Source organism: Burkholderia sp. 10_S31 (assembly GCF_056930375.1).
Window position 1 is genome coordinate 548,669 of record NZ_JBXOWK010000003.1, and the last position, 21,837, is coordinate 570,505.

The 21,837-nt window shown below is 66.9% G+C and carries 24 protein-coding genes; 22 read left to right on the plus strand and 2 right to left on the minus strand.

Going from position 1 to position 21,837, the window contains the following annotated elements:
• The first annotated feature begins 19 nt into the window (after positions 1-19).
• The 10 genes from AC1Z3W_RS22515 (at position 20) to groL (ending at position 9,126) form a co-directional block, all read left to right on the plus strand.
• Positions 20-1,264, plus strand: coding sequence for an NAD(P)/FAD-dependent oxidoreductase (locus tag AC1Z3W_RS22515; RefSeq protein WP_483508481.1), 1,245 nt, complete (start codon positions 20-22; stop codon positions 1,262-1,264).
• Between the two features lie 480 nt (positions 1,265-1,744).
• Complete coding sequence (locus tag AC1Z3W_RS22520; protein WP_483508483.1) at positions 1,745-3,148, plus strand: hypothetical protein; 1,404 nt, start codon at positions 1,745-1,747, stop codon at positions 3,146-3,148.
• 291 nt (positions 3,149-3,439) lie between these two features.
• A complete protein-coding gene (locus AC1Z3W_RS22525; RefSeq protein WP_057926220.1) occupies positions 3,440-3,799 on the plus strand; it encodes a COG4315 family predicted lipoprotein in 360 nt (119 codons plus the stop codon).
• A 54-nt stretch (positions 3,800-3,853) separates the two neighbouring features.
• The gene (locus tag AC1Z3W_RS22530; protein ID WP_057926135.1) at positions 3,854-4,369 is read left to right on the plus strand and encodes a sigma-70 family RNA polymerase sigma factor; all 516 of its coding nucleotides are present in this window, start codon (positions 3,854-3,856) and stop codon (positions 4,367-4,369) included.
• Complete coding sequence (locus tag AC1Z3W_RS22535; RefSeq protein ID WP_057926134.1) at positions 4,369-5,151, plus strand: anti-sigma factor family protein; 783 nt, start codon at positions 4,369-4,371, stop codon at positions 5,149-5,151. The genes AC1Z3W_RS22530 and AC1Z3W_RS22535 overlap by 1 nt, the downstream gene beginning before the upstream one ends.
• A gap of 28 nt (positions 5,152-5,179) precedes the next feature.
• Positions 5,180-5,602: a quinol oxidase gene (locus AC1Z3W_RS22540; protein WP_483508484.1), complete on the plus strand. Its 423-nt coding sequence runs from the start codon at positions 5,180-5,182 to the stop codon at positions 5,600-5,602.
• Positions 5,599-6,231: a LolA family protein gene (locus AC1Z3W_RS22545; protein ID WP_057926132.1), complete on the plus strand. Its 633-nt coding sequence runs from the start codon at positions 5,599-5,601 to the stop codon at positions 6,229-6,231. The genes AC1Z3W_RS22540 and AC1Z3W_RS22545 overlap by 4 nt, the downstream gene beginning before the upstream one ends.
• Positions 6,232-6,261: 30 nt before the next feature.
• Complete coding sequence (locus AC1Z3W_RS22550) at positions 6,262-6,771, plus strand: SRPBCC family protein (protein ID WP_124835117.1); 510 nt, start codon at positions 6,262-6,264, stop codon at positions 6,769-6,771.
• A 374-nt stretch (positions 6,772-7,145) separates the two neighbouring features.
• Positions 7,146-7,439 (plus strand): co-chaperone GroES, encoded by a 294-nt coding sequence (locus AC1Z3W_RS22555; RefSeq protein ID WP_011544732.1) that lies wholly within the window; start codon positions 7,146-7,148, stop codon positions 7,437-7,439.
• Between the two features lie 46 nt (positions 7,440-7,485).
• Complete coding sequence (groL, locus tag AC1Z3W_RS22560) at positions 7,486-9,126, plus strand: chaperonin GroEL (protein WP_057926130.1); 1,641 nt, start codon at positions 7,486-7,488, stop codon at positions 9,124-9,126.
• 164 nt (positions 9,127-9,290) lie between these two features.
• On the opposite strand, the gene thiD is transcribed toward groL, so the two are convergent.
• Positions 9,291-10,157: a bifunctional hydroxymethylpyrimidine kinase/phosphomethylpyrimidine kinase gene (gene thiD, locus AC1Z3W_RS22565; RefSeq protein WP_057926129.1), complete on the minus strand. Its 867-nt coding sequence runs from the start codon at positions 10,155-10,157 to the stop codon at positions 9,291-9,293.
• 253 nt (positions 10,158-10,410) lie between these two features.
• On the opposite strand from thiD, the gene AC1Z3W_RS22570 reads away from it, so the two are divergent.
• The 8 genes from AC1Z3W_RS22570 (at position 10,411) to AC1Z3W_RS22605 (ending at position 17,018) form a co-directional block, all read left to right on the plus strand.
• Entirely contained in the window at positions 10,411-10,581 is a 171-nt protein-coding gene (locus AC1Z3W_RS22570; RefSeq protein WP_004186709.1) for a rubredoxin, read from the plus strand.
• A 104-nt stretch (positions 10,582-10,685) separates the two neighbouring features.
• Positions 10,686-11,987, plus strand: a complete 1,302-nt coding sequence (locus tag AC1Z3W_RS22575; RefSeq protein ID WP_483508485.1) for a hypothetical protein — start codon at positions 10,686-10,688, stop codon at positions 11,985-11,987.
• Between the two features lie 182 nt (positions 11,988-12,169).
• The gene (locus AC1Z3W_RS22580) at positions 12,170-12,748 is read left to right on the plus strand and encodes a YqgE/AlgH family protein (protein ID WP_006751106.1); all 579 of its coding nucleotides are present in this window, start codon (positions 12,170-12,172) and stop codon (positions 12,746-12,748) included.
• Positions 12,745-13,194: a Holliday junction resolvase RuvX gene (ruvX, locus tag AC1Z3W_RS22585; RefSeq protein WP_124835115.1), complete on the plus strand. Its 450-nt coding sequence runs from the start codon at positions 12,745-12,747 to the stop codon at positions 13,192-13,194. The genes AC1Z3W_RS22580 and ruvX overlap by 4 nt, the downstream gene beginning before the upstream one ends.
• Positions 13,181-13,696, plus strand: a complete 516-nt coding sequence (gene pyrR, locus AC1Z3W_RS22590) for a bifunctional pyr operon transcriptional regulator/uracil phosphoribosyltransferase PyrR (protein WP_057926127.1) — start codon at positions 13,181-13,183, stop codon at positions 13,694-13,696. Before ruvX ends, pyrR begins: the two co-directional genes overlap by 14 nt.
• Before the next feature lie 74 nt (positions 13,697-13,770).
• The gene (locus tag AC1Z3W_RS22595) at positions 13,771-14,802 is read left to right on the plus strand and encodes an aspartate carbamoyltransferase catalytic subunit (protein ID WP_006400966.1); all 1,032 of its coding nucleotides are present in this window, start codon (positions 13,771-13,773) and stop codon (positions 14,800-14,802) included.
• A gap of 52 nt (positions 14,803-14,854) precedes the next feature.
• Positions 14,855-16,141 (plus strand): dihydroorotase, encoded by a 1,287-nt coding sequence (locus tag AC1Z3W_RS22600; protein ID WP_175826960.1) that lies wholly within the window; start codon positions 14,855-14,857, stop codon positions 16,139-16,141.
• 19 nt (positions 16,142-16,160) lie between these two features.
• Entirely contained in the window at positions 16,161-17,018 is an 858-nt protein-coding gene (locus tag AC1Z3W_RS22605) for a lysophospholipid acyltransferase family protein (RefSeq protein ID WP_057926125.1), read from the plus strand.
• 34 nt (positions 17,019-17,052) lie between these two features.
• On the opposite strand, the gene AC1Z3W_RS22610 is transcribed toward AC1Z3W_RS22605, so the two are convergent.
• The gene (locus AC1Z3W_RS22610; protein WP_175826959.1) at positions 17,053-17,892 is read right to left on the minus strand and encodes a symmetrical bis(5'-nucleosyl)-tetraphosphatase; all 840 of its coding nucleotides are present in this window, start codon (positions 17,890-17,892) and stop codon (positions 17,053-17,055) included.
• A 345-nt stretch (positions 17,893-18,237) separates the two neighbouring features.
• On the opposite strand from AC1Z3W_RS22610, the gene rfbB reads away from it, so the two are divergent.
• The 4 genes from rfbB to rfbD are packed head-to-tail and all read left to right on the plus strand — an operon-like array spanning position 18,238 to position 21,632.
• The gene (gene rfbB, locus AC1Z3W_RS22615) at positions 18,238-19,299 is read left to right on the plus strand and encodes a dTDP-glucose 4,6-dehydratase (RefSeq protein ID WP_483509578.1); all 1,062 of its coding nucleotides are present in this window, start codon (positions 18,238-18,240) and stop codon (positions 19,297-19,299) included.
• Between the two features lie 11 nt (positions 19,300-19,310).
• Entirely contained in the window at positions 19,311-20,204 is an 894-nt protein-coding gene (gene rfbA / locus AC1Z3W_RS22620) for a glucose-1-phosphate thymidylyltransferase RfbA (RefSeq protein ID WP_483508487.1), read from the plus strand.
• Positions 20,189-20,740 (plus strand): dTDP-4-dehydrorhamnose 3,5-epimerase, encoded by a 552-nt coding sequence (gene rfbC, locus AC1Z3W_RS22625; RefSeq protein ID WP_175827371.1) that lies wholly within the window; start codon positions 20,189-20,191, stop codon positions 20,738-20,740. Before rfbA ends, rfbC begins: the two co-directional genes overlap by 16 nt.
• Positions 20,733-21,632, plus strand: a complete 900-nt coding sequence (gene rfbD / locus AC1Z3W_RS22630; RefSeq protein ID WP_483508488.1) for a dTDP-4-dehydrorhamnose reductase — start codon at positions 20,733-20,735, stop codon at positions 21,630-21,632. Before rfbC ends, rfbD begins: the two co-directional genes overlap by 8 nt.
• The last annotated feature ends 205 nt before the right edge of the window (positions 21,633-21,837 follow it).

Sequence of the window (21,837 nt, forward strand, 5' to 3'; positions counted from 1 at the left end):
CGACGCAGTACGGGGAAGCATGGATTTCGACGTCATCGTTCTGGGGGCCGGCATCGTCGGCGTGTCGTCGGCGCTGCATCTGCAGGATCGCGGGTTGCGCGTCGCGCTCGTCGACCGGCGCGCGCCCGGCGAGGAAACGAGCCACGGCAATGCCGGGCTGATCGAGCGCTCGTCGGTCGTGCCTTACGCGTTCCCGCGCCGGCTCGGCACGCTGCTGCGCTATGCGCGCAACCGCTCGGTCGATCTCTATTGGGACTACAAGGCGCTGCCCGCATACGCGGGCTGGCTCGCGCGCTTCTGGCGCGAATCGTCGCCGCAGCGGCTCGCGGCGGCCGCGCGTGACATGCTGCCGCTCGTCGCGGCGAGCGTCGTCGAGCACGACGCGCTGCTCGCGCGCACCGACGCGCAGCCGCTCGTGCATGACGGCGGGTGGCTCGAGGCGTTCCGTTCGCCCGCGCTGTTCGATGCGGAAACGCGCGCGCAGCAGCGGGTGGCCGACGCGCACGGGCTGCGGATGAGTGTGCTCGATGCGCGCGCGTTGCGCGAGCGCGAGCCCGGCATCGGCGACGCATTCTGCGGCGCATTCCACTGGCAGGACCCGAAGACCGTGTCGAGTCCCGGCGGCCTCACGAAGGCGTACGCGCGGCTGTTCGAGCGCGACGGCGGTACGTTCGTGCGCGGCGACGCGACGACGCTCGCGCAGGTGCGCGACGGCTGGCAGGTCGATACCGAACACGGGCCGATTTCGGCCCGGTCGGCCGTGGTCGCGCTCGGGCCCTGGTCCGATCACGTGTTCGCGCCGCTTGGCTACCGGATTCCGCTGCGCGTGAAGCGCGGCTATCACATGCATTACCGGCCGACCCGCGCGCCACTGAACGTGCCCGTGTGCGATACCGAGGAGGGCTTCGTCGTCGCGCCGATGGAGGGTGGCCGCCTGCGGCTCACCACCGGCGTCGAGATCGCGTTGCGCGGTGCGCCGCCGACGGGCGTGCAGCTCGCGCGCGCCGAGCCGCTGGCGCGCGACGCGTTCGGTATCGGCGAACGGCTCGATCCGGCGCCGTGGCTCGGGATGCGGCCGTGCACGCCCGACATGCGACCGGTGATCGGGCCTGCGCCGCGCCATCGTCATCTGTGGTTCGCGTTCGGCCATTGCCACCACGGACTCACGCTCGGCCCCGCGACCGGGCGTCTGCTCGCCGAGATGATGACGGGCGCGCCGACCTATATCGATCCCCATCCGTACCGGCCCGCGCGCTTCGGCTGAGCCCATCGCGGCACGACGGCCGCCGCGCGTGCGGCCGTCACGGTTTTTCATTTGCCTGTTCGAATTGTCGAAAAACCGATCGGCCGGAAATTATCTACGTAATTGATCGGAAAGAAATCGCAATTAAGAAAATAAGAAAAAACGCGATTTATCAATGCATTTCCATGGGAATGCAATGCGAAATAGGCAGGCCGTCAGAGTAATCCGGCGTCGCTTCGTAACGGCCCGTTCCGATGTGAGCAGAAATGTACCGGAACACGTTGCTTTGAGCCTCACAAACGTTACGTTACATCCGCGCTCCCTACGCCTTTTTCGTCGGAAGATTGGCGCGTCGCGACTCGTTTTTTTACCGATAACCCATATAAAAAACGTTATTGGCTTGCAATAAGCCAAAGAATGGATCCGTTTATCGAGGTGGCACGCTTCGTGCAGTCCGTCCCCATGCTTTATCAACGTAGTGCCAACCGAGATGGGGTAACGATGGGAAAAAATCATAAATTGACGGGTGTGGCGCTGTCGGTCGCGACGGTATTCGGGGTACTGGCTTCCGGTTCGGCAATCGCGGGGCCGCTCGACACGCTGCCGATTCCGCAAGTGATCGTGAATCCGCCGACGAACAGCGTATCGATCGGGCTGGCCGTGACCGGCACGTCGCCGCTGGGTTCGGTCACCGTGGCGGCGGGCGGGGCGGGCGAGATTCAGACGTTGCCGGGTAATCCGGCGCAGGCGTTGTCGGGCGCGGCGAATGCGCTGACGGGCGCGCTCGGCGGCGGCGGTGGCGGCTCGGTGACGCCGCTGGCGCCGGTGCACGGCGTGGTGAATCAAGTGACCGGGGCACTTGGCGGCGGCAACCCGGCAGGTACGCTCACCGGCGCGCTCGGCACGGTAACGGGCGCACTGGGCAACGTCGGCGGTGCGAACCCGCTGACGCCGATCCAGAACATCGTCGACCAGGTCACGGGCACGCTGGGCAGCGGCAATCCGGCCGGCGCACTGGGCAACGCGGTCAACCCGATCACGAGTACGCTCGGCAACATCGGTGGCGCGTCGAGCACGCTGGCACCGGTGCAAGGCGTCGTTACGCAACTCGCCGGCACGCTCGGCAACGGCGACCCGGCCAGTGCACTGACGAACGCGGTGAATTCGATGACGGGTGCGCTCGGCAATCTCGGCGGCACGAACCCGCTCGCTCCGGTACAGGGCGTCGTGAACCAGGTCGTCGGCACGCTGTCGGGCGCTGGCGGCGGCAGCCCGATCGCGCCGATCACGAACCTCGTCAGCGGCCTGCAGAACGCGCTGCCGACGGGCGGCAACGCGGCTGGCGTGCTGACCGGTGCCCTCGGTTCGGTCACGGGTGCACTCGGCAATCTCGGCGGCACGAACCCGCTCGCCCCGGTGCAGGGCGTCGTGAACCAGGTCGTCAACACGCTAGGCAGCAGCAATCCGGTCGGCGCACTGAGCAATGCGGTCAGCTCGGTGACGGGCGCCCTGGGCAACCTCGGCGGCTCGAACCCGCTGGCGCCGGTGCAAGGCGTCGTGAACCAGGTGGTCGGTACGCTTGGCGGCAGCAATCCGGCCGGCGCGCTGACGGGCGCCGTGAACTCGGTGACGGGCGCGCTGGGCAACCTCGGCGGCACGAACCCGCTGGCGCCGGTACAGGGCGTCGTGAACCAGGTCGTCAACACGCTGTCGAGCGCGGGCGGCAGCCTGCTCGGTTCGGGCGCGGCGGGCAGCACGGCGACGATCGTCAATGCGGTCGGCCCGGCGCTGGGTTCCGCGCCGGGCCTGTCGGTCGCGCCGCACTCGGGCAGCAGCTCGGCGAACAACCCGCTCGCACCGGTGTCGACGCTGCTCCAGTCGGTGACGGGCGCCCTGCCGAAGTAACCGGCCGGAACGCGCGGCGGCGATCCATCGCCTGCCGCGCGCAACAGGTCGCGCAACGCGGCATGACAGCAATGTCATGCCGCGTTTTCTTTTGGGTTCCCGATCGGCTTCGTCGGAGGCATGGGCGTGCGCGGTTGCCGCCGCCTATTGTGGGGCGGCATGGAATAACCGGCCGCGTCCGTCCGTTTACATACCGAGTCGCGGCGTAACCGGACGGCGGGATAATGGTCATGACGAAGTCGACCCCCGTCCGGCGGTGCCGTGCCGCAACGCCATGCCAAGGAGACGGAAATGAAGACGATGCTGTTCGCCATCGCGCTGACGGCCGCGATCGCGCGGCCCGCGGCCGCCGAGCCGCCGCAGGCCGGCGACGGGAAACTGGTCGACGAAGATCACATGACGCTTTACGTGTTCGATCACGACGCGCCGGGCAAGAGCACGTGCAGCGGCACCTGCGCGGCCAACTGGCCGCCGGCGCTCGCCGACGAATACGACAAGCCGTCGGGCGCGCTGAGCCTCGTCGCGCGCGACGACGGCAAGAAGCAATGGGCGTACCGCGGGCGCCCGCTGTATCGCTGGAAAATGGACCACAAGGCCGGCGACGCGGGCGGCGACGGAATCGGCGGCATGTGGCACGTCGCGCGTCCCTGAGAACTGACGGACGGACCGAGGGGCTGACGGCGCGGCGACGCGCAAGGCATCCGGATGAGCTACGAATCGGACCTGCTGGTATGGCTGCCGCATCTCACGCGGTACGCGCGTGCGCTGACGGGCGATCGGGCCTGGGCGGACGATCTCGTGCAGGACACGCTCGAGCGCGCGCTGAACCGGCCGCCGCGCGACGGCGGCAATCTGCGCGCATGGCTGCTGACGCTGCTGCGCCACCGCTTCATCGACCAGTTGCGCGCGCGGCGCGAGATCGCGGTCGACGACGCGACCGCGCCGTGGCAGACGATGGCTGCACCGGCCGACGAGATCGGCGGCCTGATGCTGCGCGACGTGCAGCGCGCGCTGTACCGGCTGCCCGTCGAGCAGCGTGAGGTGCTGCTGCTGGTCGCGCTCGAGGAGTTGAGCTACCGCGACGCCGCGCAGGTGCTCGGCGTGCCGGTGGGGACGGTGATGTCGCGGCTGTCGCGGGCGCGTGAACAGATGCGTACGTTGCTGTCCGGCGAACCGCCGGCGCACGGCACGGCCGCGTTACGGGTGATCGGGAAGAGATGATGGACGACGATCCGCGCAAACCTTCGAACGATCGGGACGACGCTGCATCGGCCCAGCTGCTGTCGGCGCTGCTCGACGGCGAGTTGTCCGGACAGGAGCGCCGCGAGGTGCTCGAGCGGCTGCAGTCCGATCCGCGGGAAGCCGACCGGTTCGCGCATTACGGTGCGCAGCGCGACGCGTTGCGCGCGCTGTTCCCGCTGCCGGCCGCCGCACCGGCATTGTTCGTGCAGCGGCGCGCGTCGCGCCGGCGCATGGTCGCGTACGCGTTCGCGGGGCTGGCGGCCGGGCTGGTGCTCGGCATCGCGCTGCACGCGGGCTGGACGGCATTCGGCGTCGAACCGGCGTTCGCCGCGCGCGCGGATGTCGCGTATGCGGTGTACGCGGCCGATCGTGAACACCCGGTCGAAATCGACGCCCGCGACCCGGCGCGCCTGGCCGGGTGGCTGTCCGCGCGTCTCGGCCGGCCTGTGCGCGCACCGTCGCTCGACGAATACGGCTATGCGCTGCTGGGCGGCCGGCTGCTGCCGGGCGACGCGGGGCCGGCCGCACAGCTGATGTACCAGCGTGCGGACGGCGCGCGCGTGACGCTGTACATGACGGCCTACGACGCGCGGCGCCTCACACCGCAGGCGATGTCGGCCGACGGCCGCTACACGTACTTCTGGTCGGATCGCGGCATGGGTTATGCGCTGTCCGGCCGAGGCGACGAACGGCGCCTGCGCGAGCTCGCGATCGACGCGTGCGGCGCACTCGGCGGGCCGACCGACGCATGGAAGGGGTGACGCACGCGGCATCGGCAGGGAGCAGAGGATGAACGCGAAGACGGCGATGGTGGCGACGATAGTGGCGGTGCTCGCGGCGGGCGGCGGGCTTGCACGGGCGGACGGCGACGCCCCGGTGCGCGTGCCGGTCGATGCCGATGGCGTGCAGCGGGTGACGATCGTCGGCGGCAGCTATTTCTTTCGTCCGAACCACGTGATCGTCCGCGCGCATGTGCCGGTCGAACTGACGGTATCGGCCGAACCGGGTGTCGTGCCGCACAGTTTCGAGATCGCTGCGCCGCAGGCCGGCATCGCGGTGCACACCGAACTGCGCACGACGCCGCGCATCTTGCGCTTCACGCCGACGGAGCCTGGTCGCTTCGCCTACTATTGCACGCATCGGCTGCTGTTCCTGCGCAGCCATCGCGAGCGCGGCATGGAAGGCGTGCTCGACGTCGAGGCGGCGCCATGATCGCAGCATGGCTGGCCGCGAGCCTGATAGGAGTGAGCATGACAGCCGACCCCGTGAGCGTCGCGCAGGCGCATTTCGATCAGGTCCGCTCGTACCGCGCGACGATCCGCTCGTCGGCGCGCAGCGGCGAGCACGCCGAATTCCATTATGCGTACCTGAAACCGGGTTTCGTCCGGATGGACTTCGTGTCGCCCCATCACGGCGCGGTGCTCGCGTACGATCCCGGCGACGGCAAGGTCCGGCTGCGTCCGTTCGGCGAGCATGCGCCGCCCGCGCTGACGCTGTCGCCGTCCAATCCGCTCGTGCGCGACCGCAGCGGCCATCGCGTCGACCGGTCGGACGTCGGCGCGCTGCTGCGCAACGTGCATGCGCTGCAGCAGGGCGGTGCGACGGTGACGGAAGGCGAGGAAACTGTCGGCGGCCGGGCCACGCTGCGCGTGTCGGTGACGGGCGCGCCCGCGCACGTGGTCGGCGGCGTGCATCGCTACCGGCTGTGGCTGGACACCGAGGACGGCTTTCCGCTGAAGGTCGTCAGCTTCGCAGACGGCGACGGCGACCCGCTCGAAACGGTGACACTCGACGACGTCGAGATCGACGTCGCGTTTCCCGCTCGCTTTTTCGCGCCCTGATCCCTGATCCCGACACGTGCCGGAGGCTGCATGGCGGAATACCGGTTTTCGACGACGTGGCGCGTGGACGCGCCGCTCGCGGCGGTCTGGGATGCAATCTACCAGGTCGACCGCTGGCCCGACTGGTGGAAGGGCGCGGTACGGACCGTCGAGATCGAGTGCGGCGACGTGCGCGGCGTCGGCGCGCTGCAGCGATACACGTGGAAAGGTGCGTTGCCGTACCAGCTGACCTTCGACATGCGCGTGCTGCGCGTCGAGCGGCCGCATGTGCTCGAAGGCCGCGCGAGCGGCGCGATCGAAGGCGATGGCCGCTGGTCGTTCGCGGGCGACGGCACGCGTACCGTCGTGCGCTACGACTGGCACATCCGTACGCGCGAGCGCTGGATGAACTGGCTGGAGCCGGTTGCGCGCCCGCTGTTCATCTGGAACCACGACGTCGTGATGCGCGAAGGCGCGAAAGGGCTCGCGCGGCTGCTCGGCGCGACGGTCGAGACCGACGGCCGGACGTTCCAGCCGGTCGCGGGCTGTCCCGACACGTGACGGTCCGGTGCCGGAAATGTGGCCCCGTCGGCGCCCGGGCAGTTTTTTTCATGCGATGCCGGACGACCGCGGGAACTCAGTGCTTACCCCGTGTCAAATCGGTGCGATGGCAGGGATATCCCGCATCGTGCTCGCTTCCGGAGCGCGGGATTGATGTCTACTTGATTGTTTCAAAAGGATTTTTTCAGTTTTGTCCCCGTTTTTTCGCCGTCTCGCCCCGGGCGAAAAAACCTCCGGCTCCCCTTCTTGAATTTGTCAAAACCCGTCCATATAATTAGCACTCGCTGCACGAGAGTGCTAACAATTCTCTGCCGGGCGATCCGCCGGGCAGATTCCCTAAGCGTTCTTCAATCTCATTCAAGAGAGGAGTGAATATGAACCTTCGTCCTTTGCACGATCGCGTGATCGTCAAGCGCCTGGATCAAGAAACCAAGACCGCCTCGGGCATCGTGATCCCCGAAGCTGCAGCTGAAAAGCCGGATCAAGGCGAGATCCTCGCGGTCGGCCCGGGCAAGCGTGACGACAAGGGCGCGCCGATCGCGCTCGACGTGAAGGTCGGCGATCGCGTGCTGTTCGGCAAGTACGCTGGTCAGACCGTGAAGGTCGACGGCCAGGAACTGCTGGTCATGCGCGAAGAAGACATCATGGCCGTGGTCAACGCGAAGTAAGCGTCCACTGACGGTACATATTCCCAAGAATTCAAGGAGTTAGAAGATGGCAGCTAAAGACGTCGTATTCGGCGATTCCGCCCGTTCGAAGATGGTCGAAGGCGTGAACATTCTCGCCAACGCAGTCAAGGTCACGCTGGGTCCGAAGGGCCGTAACGTCGTGCTCGAGCGCAGCTTCGGCGGCCCGACGGTCACCAAGGACGGTGTGTCGGTCGCGAAGGAAATCGAACTGAAGGACAAGCTCCAGAACATGGGCGCGCAAATGGTCAAGGAAGTGGCTTCCAAGACCAGCGACAACGCCGGCGACGGCACGACGACGGCAACCGTCCTCGCGCAATCGATCGTCCGCGAAGGCATGAAGTACGTCGCATCGGGCATGAACCCGATGGACCTGAAGCGCGGCATCGACAAGGCAGTCGCAGCGGCTGTCGAAGAGCTGAAGAAGATCAGCAAGCCGTGCACGACGAACAAGGAAATCGCACAGGTCGGCTCGATCTCGGCGAACAGCGACACGTCGATCGGCGATCGCATCGCTGAAGCGATGGACAAGGTCGGCAAGGAAGGCGTGATCACCGTCGAAGACGGCAAGTCGCTCGCCGACGAACTCGACGTCGTCGAAGGCATGCAGTTCGACCGCGGCTACCTGTCGCCGTACTTCATCAACAACCCGGACAAGCAAGTCGCCGTCCTCGACAACCCGTTCGTGCTGCTGCACGACAAGAAGGTGTCGAACATCCGTGATCTGCTGCCGGTGCTCGAGCAAGTCGCGAAGGCTGGCCGTCCGCTGCTGATCATCGCTGAAGACGTCGAAGGCGAAGCGCTCGCAACGCTGGTCGTCAACAACATCCGCGGCATCCTGAAGACCGTTGCGGTCAAGGCGCCGGGCTTCGGCGATCGTCGCAAGGCGATGCTGGAAGACATCGCGATCCTGACCGGCGGTCAAGTCGTCGCGGAAGAAACCGGCCTGACGCTCGAGAAGGCAACGCTGGCAGAACTGGGCCAGGCGAAGCGTATCGAAGTGGGCAAGGAAAACACGACGATCATCGACGGCGCAGGCGAAGCCGTGAACATCGAAGCGCGCGTCAAGCAAGTTCGCACGCAAATCGAAGAAGCGACGTCGGACTACGACCGTGAAAAGCTGCAAGAGCGCGTGGCCAAGCTGGCCGGCGGCGTGGCAGTGATCAAGGTTGGTGCTGCGACCGAAGTCGAAATGAAGGAAAAGAAGGCACGTGTCGAAGACGCACTGCACGCAACGCGCGCAGCTGTGGAAGAAGGCATCGTGGCAGGTGGCGGCGTTGCGCTGATCCGCGCTCGCACCGCGATCGCAGCCCTGACCGGCGCGAACGCTGACCAAAACGCCGGCATCAAGATCGTGCTGCGCGCAATGGAAGAGCCGCTGCGCCAGATCGTCACGAACGGCGGCGAAGAAGCGAGCGTTGTTGTGGCGGCAGTGGCTGCAGGCACGGGCAACTACGGCTACAACGCAGCAACGGGCGAGTACGTCGACATGGTTGAAGCCGGCGTCGTCGATCCGACCAAGGTCACGCGTACCGCACTGCAGAACGCAGCTTCGGTTGCAGGCCTGCTGCTGACGACGGACGCTGCTGTCGCAGAACTGCCGAAGGAAGACGCACCGATGCCGGGCGGCATGCCGGGCGGCATGGGCGGCATGGGCATGGACATGTAATCGACTTCGGTCGATGGTGTCCGGAGCGCGCAGCGATGCGCGTTCCAGCCAAAAGAAAAGACCCGCAGCGATGCGGGTCTTTTTTTATGCACGCGTGAAAAAGAGCGTACATGCCGCCCCGAAGCAATGGCACGCCACGGCGGCGAAGGGCCGCCGTGCGGGCGTCAATGCCTGTGCGACGTTCTCGGTACCGGGTCGGCCTTCACGGCCGGCGGCGTGTCCGCATCATCGTTGCTGCGCGCCCAGAAGAACCGGTCGGGCAGGTGCGCGCCCATGCCGGGCCGGAACGCGTCGCGCACCGCCTGGTACAGGTATTCCTGCGCTTCGCGCACCGCTTCGGGCGGCTCCTGGCCGTTCGCGAGCAGTGCCGCGATCGCCGCGCCGAGTGTGTCGGTGATGCCCATCAGCCGGTGCGGCGAGCGATCCCACATGTCTTCGCGGAGCTGGCCTTCCTCGCCGTACAGCGTGTTGACGAGCCGGTGCGAGCCCGTCTCCGACGACAGGATGTACTCGCAGCCCTGTGACAGCAGGTGCGACACGGCCGCGTCGAGATTCGGCGCCTCGGCGTCGCCGTCCGGCTGCGCGAGCGCGATCAGCGTCGCGTGGTCGGCAACCAGCAGCGTCGTCTGCGGCGCGAGCAGGTCGGCGATCGATTCGCGCAGGTCGTCGGCGGCGAGCACGTGCTCGTCGTCGAGCGTGAAATCCGGTGCGAGCACGAGCGGCACGCCGTCGTAGTCGGCGACCACTTCGGCGATCGCGCTCACGACTTCCGCGCGCGTCGCCGCGCCGATCTTGAACGCGGCGACCGGCATGTCCTCGAGCAGCATGCGCGCCTGGGCGACGACGACATCGGGATCGAGGCCGGTCACTTCGTCGCAGGCGGCCGAGTCGCGCACGGTATAGCCCGTCAGGACGGACACGCCGTGACAGCCCATGCTCGCCAGGGTCATCAGATCGGCTTGGAGGCCGGAGCCGCCGGTGGGATCGGACAGGCCGAAGGTGAGGACGATCGGAGGGGCGTTGCTGGACATGTAAAAATGGGGCAAGAAAAAAACGGGGAAGCGACGGAGCTGCGGACGGCGAGGCGAAGTGGGCGGTTTGGCCCTGTGTTGCCCGGCAGGCCGCACTTTCCAGCCATTATGCGGCGGAATCCGGCCCGCACGACGGATTTTTTAGCGCAGCGCAACGTAGTTGCCGCACTCCAGTGCGATTGCTAGGCAGTCCGGCCCCGACACGGTACCATCATGGCTCCCGAATTTACCGACTTTCCCGACGCGGCTTAAGATGGAATACAAGAGCTGGATGTGCCTGATTTGTGGCTGGATTTATGACGAAGAAGCCGGGCTGCCCGAAGAGGGCATCGCCCCGGGCACGCGCTGGGAAGACGTCCCGATCAACTGGACGTGCCCCGAATGCGGCGCTCGCAAGGAAGACTTCGAGATGGTCCAGATCTGACCGGACCCTTGGCCCACGGACACACCGCTCCGGCCTCGCGGTTGCCCGGCGCTTGTGCGCCGCGGCCGGCGCGAGCGACTTGACGATGACAGGCGCGCGTGTCCATGACGTCCGATCCGGCGAACGTTTCCCACCCTGACGCACTGCCCAACCCGCGCGGCGGGGCCGTGCGCGCGGCCGATGCGTGGCTCGCGGCGGCCGTCGACGCATTCGAGCGTCGCGACGACGCGGCCGCGCCGCTGTCGGCCGCAGCCGCCGTACTGGCGGAGGCCGGCTGGCTGCCGGCCGCCCGTTTCGCCGGGCAACTGGCCGCCACGGCGCCGCTCGTCGCCGCCGAACCGGGTTCCGCCGCCTGGCGCATCGCGTTGCGCGATTTCCGCGCGGCGATCGGGCGTCACAATCTGCGCGAGCTGGCCTGTTCGCCGCTTCTGTTCGACCATTTTCGTACGCTGCGCGCCCAAAGCGCGGCCGATCTGCATGCGAGCGTGTCGCTCGACGCGCTGGCACTCGTCGGGCGCGCAATGCCGCCGGCGACGCTGCGTGCGTTGCCCTGCGCGTTCGCAAGCCGGGCCCGGGCCCGCTACGAACAGGCGCTGCTCGGCGTGCTGCGCGCGCCGAATGGCACGCCGGACGCGGCACTCGACGAACTCGATACGACCCTGACCGCGCTGGCTGCCGATGGCCCGTACGACTTCTGGCGGCTCGCCGCCGCGTGCCTGCGCGCGCTGCGTGCCAGCGCCGCGCCCGAACTGAAACGTTTCCTCGCCCGGACCAACCTGCTGCTCGGCGAGCACGTGCAGGGCAGGCGCCATGCGCCACCGGCACTCGTGCGCGAAACGGTCGCACTGCTATGGCGCGATTTCGCGCTGTTCGGCGCGGCCGCCGAGGATGTCGCGCTCGTCGACGTACTGCACGACTATGGCCTGACCGTGGACTGGCACGTCGCCGGCACGCCCGCGTCCGAGGCGCTGTGGGAGGCCGGCGCCGCGCGGGCCGAGCATGACGCGGTCGCGGCGGCGCCCACCCGCATGCTCGGGGTCGTGACCGTCAACGCGCATGCATATGAGGATTTCCTGCAGACGGCCGATGCGTCGATGGCCGAACTCGCGATCGATCCGGCCGCGGCCGATGCGGGGGCCGCATGGCGCGCATCCGCGGCCGCCTATCGGGTCGGTACGGCCGCGTGCGCGCTCGGGCTCGGTCACGCGGCGCTGCTGGCCGATACGCTAGGACTGGCGTGGCGCCGTGCCGCGCACGGCGTGCCGCTCGCCGACGGCGGACGCGATGCGCACGGTCGCGCGTCCGACATGCTGCGCGCCGCGCTGCTGAAGATTGCCGCGGGGGTCGCGCCGCCGGACCTCACGGCGGCGTCCGAGGCGCTCGGCACGGCGCTCGGCCGGATCTGACGCGCAACGGGGCGCGTACACCACAGCAGCCCTTGCCGCGCGGGCCGGCAACACGCTGCCGACAGCGCCCGCGCGCGTGTTAGAGTGCCGTGTGATCCGCGTGCGTCGTTGCCAGCGTCGCGCGGCGTTGCTTGTTGATCGCGGCCCGGTCAGGTCGCGGCGTCTTTGCTAAAATTCAAACCATGTCAAAGCCTTCCGATCGCATCAATCTCACCAACCAGTTCCTGATCGCCATGCCGAACATGGCGGATCCGACGTTTTCGGGAACGGTGGTCTATCTTTGCGATCACAGCGAGCGCGGTGCGCTCGGCCTCGTCATCAATCGTCCCACCGACATCGACCTCGAATCGCTGTTCAATCGCATCGACCTGAAACTCGACATCGAGCCGCTGCTGCACATTCCCGTGTACTTCGGCGGCCCGGTGCAGACCGAGCGCGGCTTCGTGCTTCACGAGCCGGTCGAGGGCGCGAACTACAACTCGTCCATGTCGGTCGAGGGCGGGCTCGAGATGACGACGTCGAAGGACGTGCTCGAGGCGGTCGCAACGGGCACCGGCCCGAAGCGTTTCCTGCTGACGCTTGGCCATGCAGGCTGGGGCGCAGGGCAGCTCGAGGAAGAAATTTCCCGCAACGGCTGGCTGACCGTGGCCGCCGATCCGCGCATCGTGTTCGACACGCCGGCCGAGGAACGCTTCGAAGCCGCGCTCGGCCTGCTCGGCGTCAGCTCGTCGATGCTGTCCGGCGAAGCAGGGCACGCATGAGTGGCGCGAGCGCGCGCGATGCGACGCTCCTGGCGTTCGACTACGGCGAGAAGCGGATCGGCGTCGCGATCGGCAATGCGCTGACGCGCTCGGCCCGCGCGCTCGTCGTGATTCCCAACCTGAACCGCGAGCACCGCTTCAAGGCGGTCGGCGACCTGCTGGCCGAATGGCGGCCGGATGCGCTCGTCGTCGGCCTGCCGATGCATCCGGACGGCACGCCGCACGAGATGACGCAGCAGGCGAAGCGCTTCGGCAACCAGCTGAATGGCCGCTTCGGGCTGCCCGTCACGTGGGTCGACGAACGCTATTCGTCGGTCGAGGCCGAGGCCGGGCTGCGCGAGCGCAACGTGCGCGGCCGCGCACGCACGGAGATGCTCGATGCCGAGGCCGCGCGCGTGATCCTTCAACAGTATCTCGATCAATTGTCCGACCATGAGCACCATTGACGCCGACGCGCTCTACCGCGTCCTGCTCGACCAGATCCGCGACGCCTACGGCACGGCCTTCGCCGAGCCGGGCGGCCCGCGGCTCGCCGGCATTCACAGCGGCGGCGCCTGGCTCGCCGAGCGCCTCGCGCGCGATCTCGGCGCACCGGGGTTCGGCGTCGTGAACGTCGCGCTGCACCGCGACGACTACGCGAAGAAGGGGCTGCACAGCCAGGCCAGCCCGACGTCGCTGCCGTTCGAGGTCGACGGCGCGCGCATCGTGCTCGTCGACGACGTGCTGTACACCGGCCGCACCGTGCGCGCCGCGCTCAACGAACTGTTCGACTACGGCCGTCCGGCCGCGGTCGAGCTCGCGGTGCTTGCCGATCGCGGCGGCCGCGAGCTGCCGGTCGCCGCGCGCTTCGCGGGCGGCACGCTCGACGTGCCGGCCGATGCGACGCTCGTGCTCGAGCGCGACGAAGCCGCGCAGCTCACGCTGCGCATCGAGGCGCACGGCGCCTGAGCGGACCGCGAAACCGTATCCCGGGCCGCCGGTTCGCGCCGCGGCCCGTTTGCATAGTTGGAATCACGCACACCATGACCACCGACACCACTGGCCGCACCGGCAATCCCGCTGCGGCCGCGAGCCCCGAGCGGTTCCGCTACGGTTTCCTGAAGGGCAACCCGCAGCTCACGAAAAACGGCGAGCTGAAACACCTGCTGTCGATCGAGGGCCTGCCGCGCTCGATCGTCAACCACATTCTCGATACGGCCGAGCAGTTCGTCAGCGTGACGGACCGCGAGGTGAAGAAGGTGCCGCTGTTGCGCGGCAAGTCGGTGTTCAACCTGTTCTTCGAGAACTCGACGCGCACGCGCACGACCTTCGAGATCGCCGCGACGCGCCTGTCGGCCGATGTGCTGAACCTGAACATCAACGCGTCGTCGACGAGCAAGGGCGAGTCGCTGCTCGACACGATCAACAACCTGTCGGCGATGCATGCCGACCTGTTCGTCGTGCGCCACGCGTCGAGCGGCGCGCCGTACCTGATCGCCGAGCACTGCGCGCCGCACGTGCACGTGATCAACGCTGGCGACGGCCGTCATGCGCATCCGACGCAGGGCCTGCTCGACATGTACACGATCCGCCACTACAAGCGCGACTTCACGAAGCTGCGCGTGGCGATCGTCGGCGACATCCTGCATTCGCGCGTCGCGCGCTCGGACATCCATGCGCTCACCACGCTCGGCGTGCCGGAAGTGCGCGCGATCGGCCCGCGCACGCTGCTGCCGGGCGGTCTCGAGCAGATGGGCGTGAAGGTGTTCCACAACCTCGACGAAGGGCTGAAGGGCGTCGACGTGATCATCATGCTGCGCCTGCAGAACGAGCGGATGAGCGGCGCGCTGCTGCCGTCCGCGCAGGAGTACTTCAAGACCTGGGGCCTGACGCCCGAGCGCCTCGCGCTCGCCGCGCCCGACGCGATCGTGATGCACCCCGGCCCGATGAACCGCGGCGTCGAGATCGACTCGCAGGTTGCCGACGGTCCGCAGTCGGTGATCCTTAACCAGGTCACGTTCGGCATCGCCGTGCGGATGGCGGTGATGGGCATCGTCGCCGGCAACAACGACTGAGCTCGCCTTCGCGCATCCTTATTCACGCAATCAACGCATTCACAGACAGCGCATGAAGATTCATATCCAAGGCGGCACGCTGATCGACCCGGTCGCCGGCACCGAACGGCAGGCCGACGTATTCGTCGCGGACGGCAAGATCGCCGCGCTCGCGGAGGCCGGTACAGCGCCGGCCGGCTTCAACGCGGAGAAGACGATCGACGCGTCGGGCCTGATCGTCGCGCCCGGTCTCGTCGACCTGTGCGCGCGCCTGCGCGAGCCCGGCTACGAGCACAAGGCGACGCTCGCGTCCGAGATGGCCGCGGCCGTCGCGGGCGGCGTCACGACCCTCGTGTGCCCGCCGGACACCGACCCCGTGCTCGACGAGCCGGGCCTCGTCGAGATGCTCAAGTTCCGCGCTCGCAACCTGCGCCAGGCGAACGTGCATCCACTCGGCGCGCTCACCGTCGGCCTCAAGGGCGAAGTGATCACCGAGATGGTCGCGCTGACCGAGTCGGGCTGCGTCGGCTTCACGCATGCCACCGTGCCGGTGCGCGACACGCAGGTGCTGCTGCGTGCGCTGCAGTACGCGAGCACCTACGGCTACACCACGTGGCTGCGCCCGCAAGACGCATTCATCGGCCGCGGCGGCGTCGCCGCGAGCGGTGCGCTTGCGTCCCGGCTCGGGCTGTCCGGCGTGCCGGTCGCGGCCGAGACGATCGCGCTGCACACGATTTTCGAACTGATGCGCGTGACCGGCGCGCGCGTGCACCTCGCACGGTTGTCGTCGGCGGCCGGCCTCGCGCTCGTGCGCGAGGCGAAGGCCGAGGGGCTGCCTGTGACGTGCGACGTCGGCGTGAACCATGTGCACCTGATCGACGTCGACATCGGCTACTTCGATTCGCAGTTCCGGCTCGATCCGCCGCTGCGCAGCGAGCGCGATCGCGAAGCGATTCGCGCGGCGCTCGCCGACGGCACGATCGACGCGATCTGCTCCGATCACACGCCGGTCGACGATGACGAGAAGCTGCTGCCGTTCGCCGAAGCGACGCCGGGTGCGACGGGGCTCGAACTGCTGCTGTCGCTCACGGTGAAGTGGGCCGATGAAACGAACACGCCGCTCGCGCAGGCGCTGCGCCGCATCACGGCCGCGCCGGCCGACGTGCTGCAGTTGCCGGCCGGCCGCCTGGCCGAAGGCGGCGCGGCCGACCTGTGCGTATTCGACCCGCGCGCGCACTGGCGTGTCGAGCCGCGTGCGCTGAAGAGCCAGGGCCACAACTCGCCGTTCCTCGGCTACGAACTGCCGGCCTGCGTGCGTGCGACGCTCGTGGCGGGGCAGGTCGCGTTCGAGCGTCACTGAACCACGCCGGATCCTCGCCATGACCGCTCTTCGCAAGCTGCGCCTCGTCTTTCACCTGCTGCGCGGCATGGCGATCGTCGCGCTGCGCTTTTCGCACGTGAGCCCCGCGCGGCGCCTCGAGCTCACGCGCCGCTGGTCGCTCAAGCTGCTGCGGATCTGCGGGATGCGCCTCGTCGTCCACAACGATGGGGCGCGTCTCGACGCGGGCGCGCTCGTCGTCGGCAATCACGTGTCGTGGCTCGACATCTACACAGTCAACGCGTGGCGGCCGACGCCGTTCGTGTCGAAGGCCGAGGTGCGGCAGTGGCCGGTGGTCGGCTGGCTGGCCGAGAAGCTCGACACCGTGTTCCTGCAGCGCGAGAAGCGCACCGAGGCGATGCGGGTCATGCACGAGATGGCCGACCGGTTGCGCAACGGCGGCGTGATGTGCGTGTTTCCGGAGGGCACGACGTCGGACGGGCAGGCGCTGCTGCCGTTTCATGCGAACCTGTTCCAGGCTGCGGTGTCGGCCGGCTGCGCGGTGCAGCCGATCTGCCTGATGTACGAGGACGCGCGGCGGCGGCAGTCGGTCGCGCCGGCCTATACGGGCGAGTTGTCGCTCGGCATGTCGCTCGACATGGTGTTGCGCGGCGGCCCGCTCGTCGCGCACCTGTACGTGTGCGAGCCGATTCCGCCGGGTGGTGATCGTCGCACGACGTCCGCGGCCGCGCGCGATGCGATCGCGGCCGCGCTCGAGACGCTGCAGGCGAAGGTCGGCAAGCCGTCGCCCGAGTCGCTGGCGGAACTCGAGAAGCATGCATATCCGGCAACCGAAATCGGCGCCGGCGCGGCGGGCGATGCCGCGGCCGAGGAGCCGGTGCCGGGGCGCGAAGGCTGACGCGTCGTTTCGTTCACGCGCGTCGCCGCGCGTGTCAGTCGCCGCCGGGCGTGCGGCACGCTTCGCATTGCACCTGCGTGACCGTCCGCTGGGCCGGGTCAGCCGTCAGTCGCACGGCCGACAACTGATTTCCCCACACACACCCCGAATCCAGCGCGATGACGTTCTCGCGCAGCATCAGGCCGAGCGCGGCCCAGTGGCCGAACACGACCGTCACGTCTTCGGTGCGGCGGCCCGGCACGTCGAACCACGGCAGGTAGCCGGGCGGCGCGCTGTCGAGGCCGCCGTTCGCCTTGAACTCCATCGCGCCGTCGGGCGTGCAGAAGCGCAGGCGCGTGAGCGCATTGAACGCGACGCGCATCCGGTCGCGTTTTTTCAGGTTCGGGTTCCATTGGTTCGGCTCGTTGCCGTACAGGTTTTGCAGCGTTTCACGCCAGTCGGGCGCGCATAGCGCGCGCTGCAGTTCGTCAGCGAGTTCGAGGGTGAGCGTGACGTCCCATTGCGGCAGTACGCCCGCGTGGACGAGCAGTTTGCCGTCTTCGAAATGGGCGAACGGACGGTGGCGCACCCAGTCGAGCAGCGCGTCGGCGTCGGGTGCGTCGAGGATCTCGCCGATCGTGTCGCCGGGGCGTTCGGTGCGGATGCCCGCTGCAACCGCGAGCAGGTGGAGGTCGTGATTGCCGAGGACGGCAGTTACACGCGGGCCGAGGTCGACCAGCGCGCGCAATGCCGCGAGGGAGGCCGGGCCGCGGTTGACGATGTCGCCGGCGACCCACAGCGGGGTGTCATTAGGGACCGAAAGCTTTTCGAACAATGACTGGAAAGCCGAATGACAGCCTTGGATGTCGCCGATGGCGATGGGAGTAGGCGGCATGAGAGACGATTGTTACAGGTTCTGAATGCTGAATGGGAAAGGGCGCAGCTGCGGCAATGGGATCAGGTATAACAACATGCTAGTTTAATGTATTGATTTAAAACATGATTTCATCCGTGTTGCCGATTGTTGACCACTGTTTCAAGTTGTTAGCACCATGGCTTTTGCAGCGGCTTGCTTCCTATAATTGCCGCTTCCTCGACAAAATTAGCATTTCATGACTTTGACGGTCACGGTGAGAAGTTAGAATGCCCGCCTTGGGCGACGCGTACCTGGACGTCGTCGCAGTTCGAAATGATGGCGGCTCGTGCTCGAGGCCTGCCGCGTACGACTAAAGGGAGCCTCATGATCCTGGTGACGGGTGGCGCGGGTTTTATCGGCGCAAATTTTGTACTCGACTGGCTTCGTCATTCCGACGAGGCGGTGCTCAATGTCGATAAGCTGACCTACGCCGGCAACCTTCGCACGCTGCAGTCGCTGGACGGAAGCCCGAAACACGTGTTCGTACGCGCCGACATTTGCGACCGCACCACCCTCGACACGCTGTTCGCAGAACACAAGCCTCGCGCTGTCCTGCATTTCGCTGCTGAAAGCCACGTCGATCGCTCGATTCACGGGCCCGCGGATTTTGTTCAGACCAATGTGGTGGGCACGTTCACGCTGCTCGAAGCCGCACGAACATACTGGAGCGGCCTGAACGACGCAGACAAGTCGGCCTTTCGTTTCCTGCACGTATCGACGGATGAAGTGTTCGGCTCGTTGTCGGCCACCGATCCGCAGTTCTCGGAAACCACGCCATACGCCCCGAACAGTCCGTATTCGGCGACCAAGGCGGGCTCCGATCATCTCGTGCGCGCCTATCATCATACGTACGGCCTGCCGACGCTGACCACGAACTGCTCGAACAACTACGGCCCGTACCAGTTTCCCGAGAAGCTCATTCCGCTGATGATTGCCAACGCGCTCGCTGGCAAGGCACTGCCCATTTATGGTGACGGGCAGAACGTGCGTGACTGGTTGTACGTCGGCGACCACTGCAGCGCGATTCGTGAAGTGCTCGCGAGCGGTGTGTCCGGCGAGACGTACAACGTCGGTGGGTGGAACGAGAAGAAGAACCTTGAGGTCGTGCATACGCTGTGCGACCTGCTCGACGAGCTGCGGCCGAAACAGGCCGGCTCGTATCGCGACCAGATTACCTACGTGACGGATCGTCCCGGTCATGATCGTCGTTATGCGATCGATGCGCGCAAGCTCGAGCGCGAACTCGGCTGGAAGCCCGCCGAAACGTTCGAGACCGGTCTGGCGAAGACGGTTGCGTGGTATCTCGACAATCAGGCGTGGGTCAACGAGGTGGCCTCGGGTGAATACCGCAAGTGGGTTGAAACCAACTACGCAGAGCGCGCTTGAGGAGTCGATCGATGGCACGTAAGGGCATCATTCTCGCCGGTGGTTCCGGCACGCGGCTGTATCCGATCACGCACGTCGTATCCAAGCAGCTCCTGCCGGTGTACGACAAGCCGATGATTTACTATCCGCTGTCGACGCTGATGGTCGCTGGAATCCGCGACGTTCTGATTATCTCGACCCCGCAGGATACGCCGCGCTTCGAAGCCATGCTCGGCGACGGCAGCCAATGGGGGATGAATATCCAGTATGCGGTGCAGCCGTCACCGGACGGCCTTGCGCAGGCGTTCGTCATCGGCCGGGATTTCGTCGGCAACGATCCGTCGGCGCTGATCCTCGGCGACAACATCTTCTACGGTCACGATCTGGCAAAACAGCTCGAGCGCGCCTATGCGCAGGAAGGCGGCGCGACCGTGTTCGCGTATCACGTGCAGGATCCGGAGCGCTACGGCGTCGTCGAGTTCGACGCGTCGTTCCGTGCGCTGTCGATCGAGGAAAAGCCCGCGAAGCCGCGTTCGAACTATGCGGTCACGGGCCTGTATTTCTACGACAACCGCGTATGCGAGATCGCGGCCGACATCAAGCCGTCGTCGCGTGGCGAGCTGGAAATCACCGACGTCAACTCGCGGTATCTCGCCGACGGCGCGCTGAACGTCGAGATCATGGGGCGCGGTTATGCATGGCTCGACACGGGCACCCACGATTCGCTGATCGAGGCGGCGAGCTTTATCGCGACGCTGCAGAAGCGTCAGGGGCTCGTCGTCGCCTGCCCCGAAGAGATTGCGTACCGTCGGCAATGGATCGACGCGGAGCAGGTGCTGAAACTGGCGCAGCCGCTATCGAAGAACGCCTACGGGCAGTATCTCAGGAACCTTCTTACGCACCAGGTCGCATGGCTATCCAAGTAACGGCAACGGCGCTGCCCGAGGTCAAGCTCATCGAACCCAAGGTGTTCGGCGATGCGCGCGGGTATTTCTACGAGAGCTTCAAGGCAAGCGATTTTGCCGAGCAGGTGGAGCCGGGGATCGTGTTCGTGCAGGACAACCATTCGCGCTCGGCGAAGGGCGTGCTGCGCGGGTTGCATTACCAGATTCAGCATGCGCAGGGCAAGCTCGTGCGCGTGGTTGAGGGCGCGGTATTCGACGTCGCCGTCGATATCCGTCGCGGGTCGCCGAATTTCGGCAAGTGGGTCGGTGTGATGCTGTCGGCCGACAACCATCGGCAGCTGTGGGTTCCGCCCGGCTTTGCGCACGGCTTCGTCGTGCTGTCGGAGGCCGCGCAGTTCCTGTACAAGACGACCGACTACTGGTTTCCCGAGCACGAACGCAGCATCGCGTGGAACGATCCGGAGATCGGGATCGCGTGGCCGATCGATGACGAGCCGGTTCTGGCGCCAAAGGATGCGGCAGGCAAGCGCCTGAGTGAGGCAGAAGTCTATGCGTGAGGGTGGTATGAATCCCGAGCCGACGATCCTCGTGACGGGTGTGAACGGCCAGGTCGGGTTCGAACTGCTGCGTACGCTGCAGGGGCTCGGCCGTGTGGTGCCGTGCGACAGATCGATGCTGGATCTGACCGATCTTGACCGCGTGCGTGCATTTGTACGCGACGTGAAGCCGTCGCTGATCGTGAATCCGGCCGCCTATACGGCGGTGGACAAGGCCGAGACCGATGTCGATGCGGCGCGGCGATTGAATGCAGACGTACCCCGCATCCTTGCCGAGGAGATGGCGCGCACCGGTGGTGCGCTGATTCATTATTCGACCGATTACGTGTTCGATGGCACGAAGGCGGGTGCGTATACGGAAACCGACGCGACGAATCCCGTGAACGTATACGGCGCGACGAAGCTTGAAGGCGAGCAGGCAATCGCGGCGACGGGCTGTGCGCATTTGATTCTCAGGACGAGCTGGGTGTACGGGCGGCGCGGCAAGAACTTCCTGCTGACGATGTTGAAGCTCGGCAGAGAACGGCCGGAATTGCGTGTCGTTGCGGATCAGGTCGGTGCGCCGACCTGGGCGAATACCATCGCTGCCGTGACGTCGCACATCGTCGCGCAGGGTACGGTATCGACCGATGCCAACTGGTGGGCGCGTCGTTCCGGCGTGTACCACCTCACGTCGGCCGGCTTGACTTCGTGGCACGGCTTTGCCGAGGCGATCTTCGCGGCCGCGATGGCATCGCAGGCGCCGACGGTCATCTCGATCACGTCGAGCGACTACCCGACACCGGCGAAGCGGCCGGCCAATTCGCGGCTGGTGTTGGACAAGCTGACCGCGACGTTCGGTCTGCGGATGCCGGACTGGCGTGACGCACTGCACCTGTGCTTGGCCGAATGAATCGGTTGGCCGGGAGGGCGGCGCGCTGCGCGTATTCGTTCGGCAAGATCGGTTCGACAGCGCGCGCCGTCCCTTCACGGGGCGTCCGTCGGATGTCCAGCGAACCGACTGCATGCTCCGAGCGGGGGCAGAATCCGGTGCATGACGCCGTATCGCGAATTTTTCGTTGAGCGAGACGGAGGCTGGCCAGGAAGAGTGTGTTGCA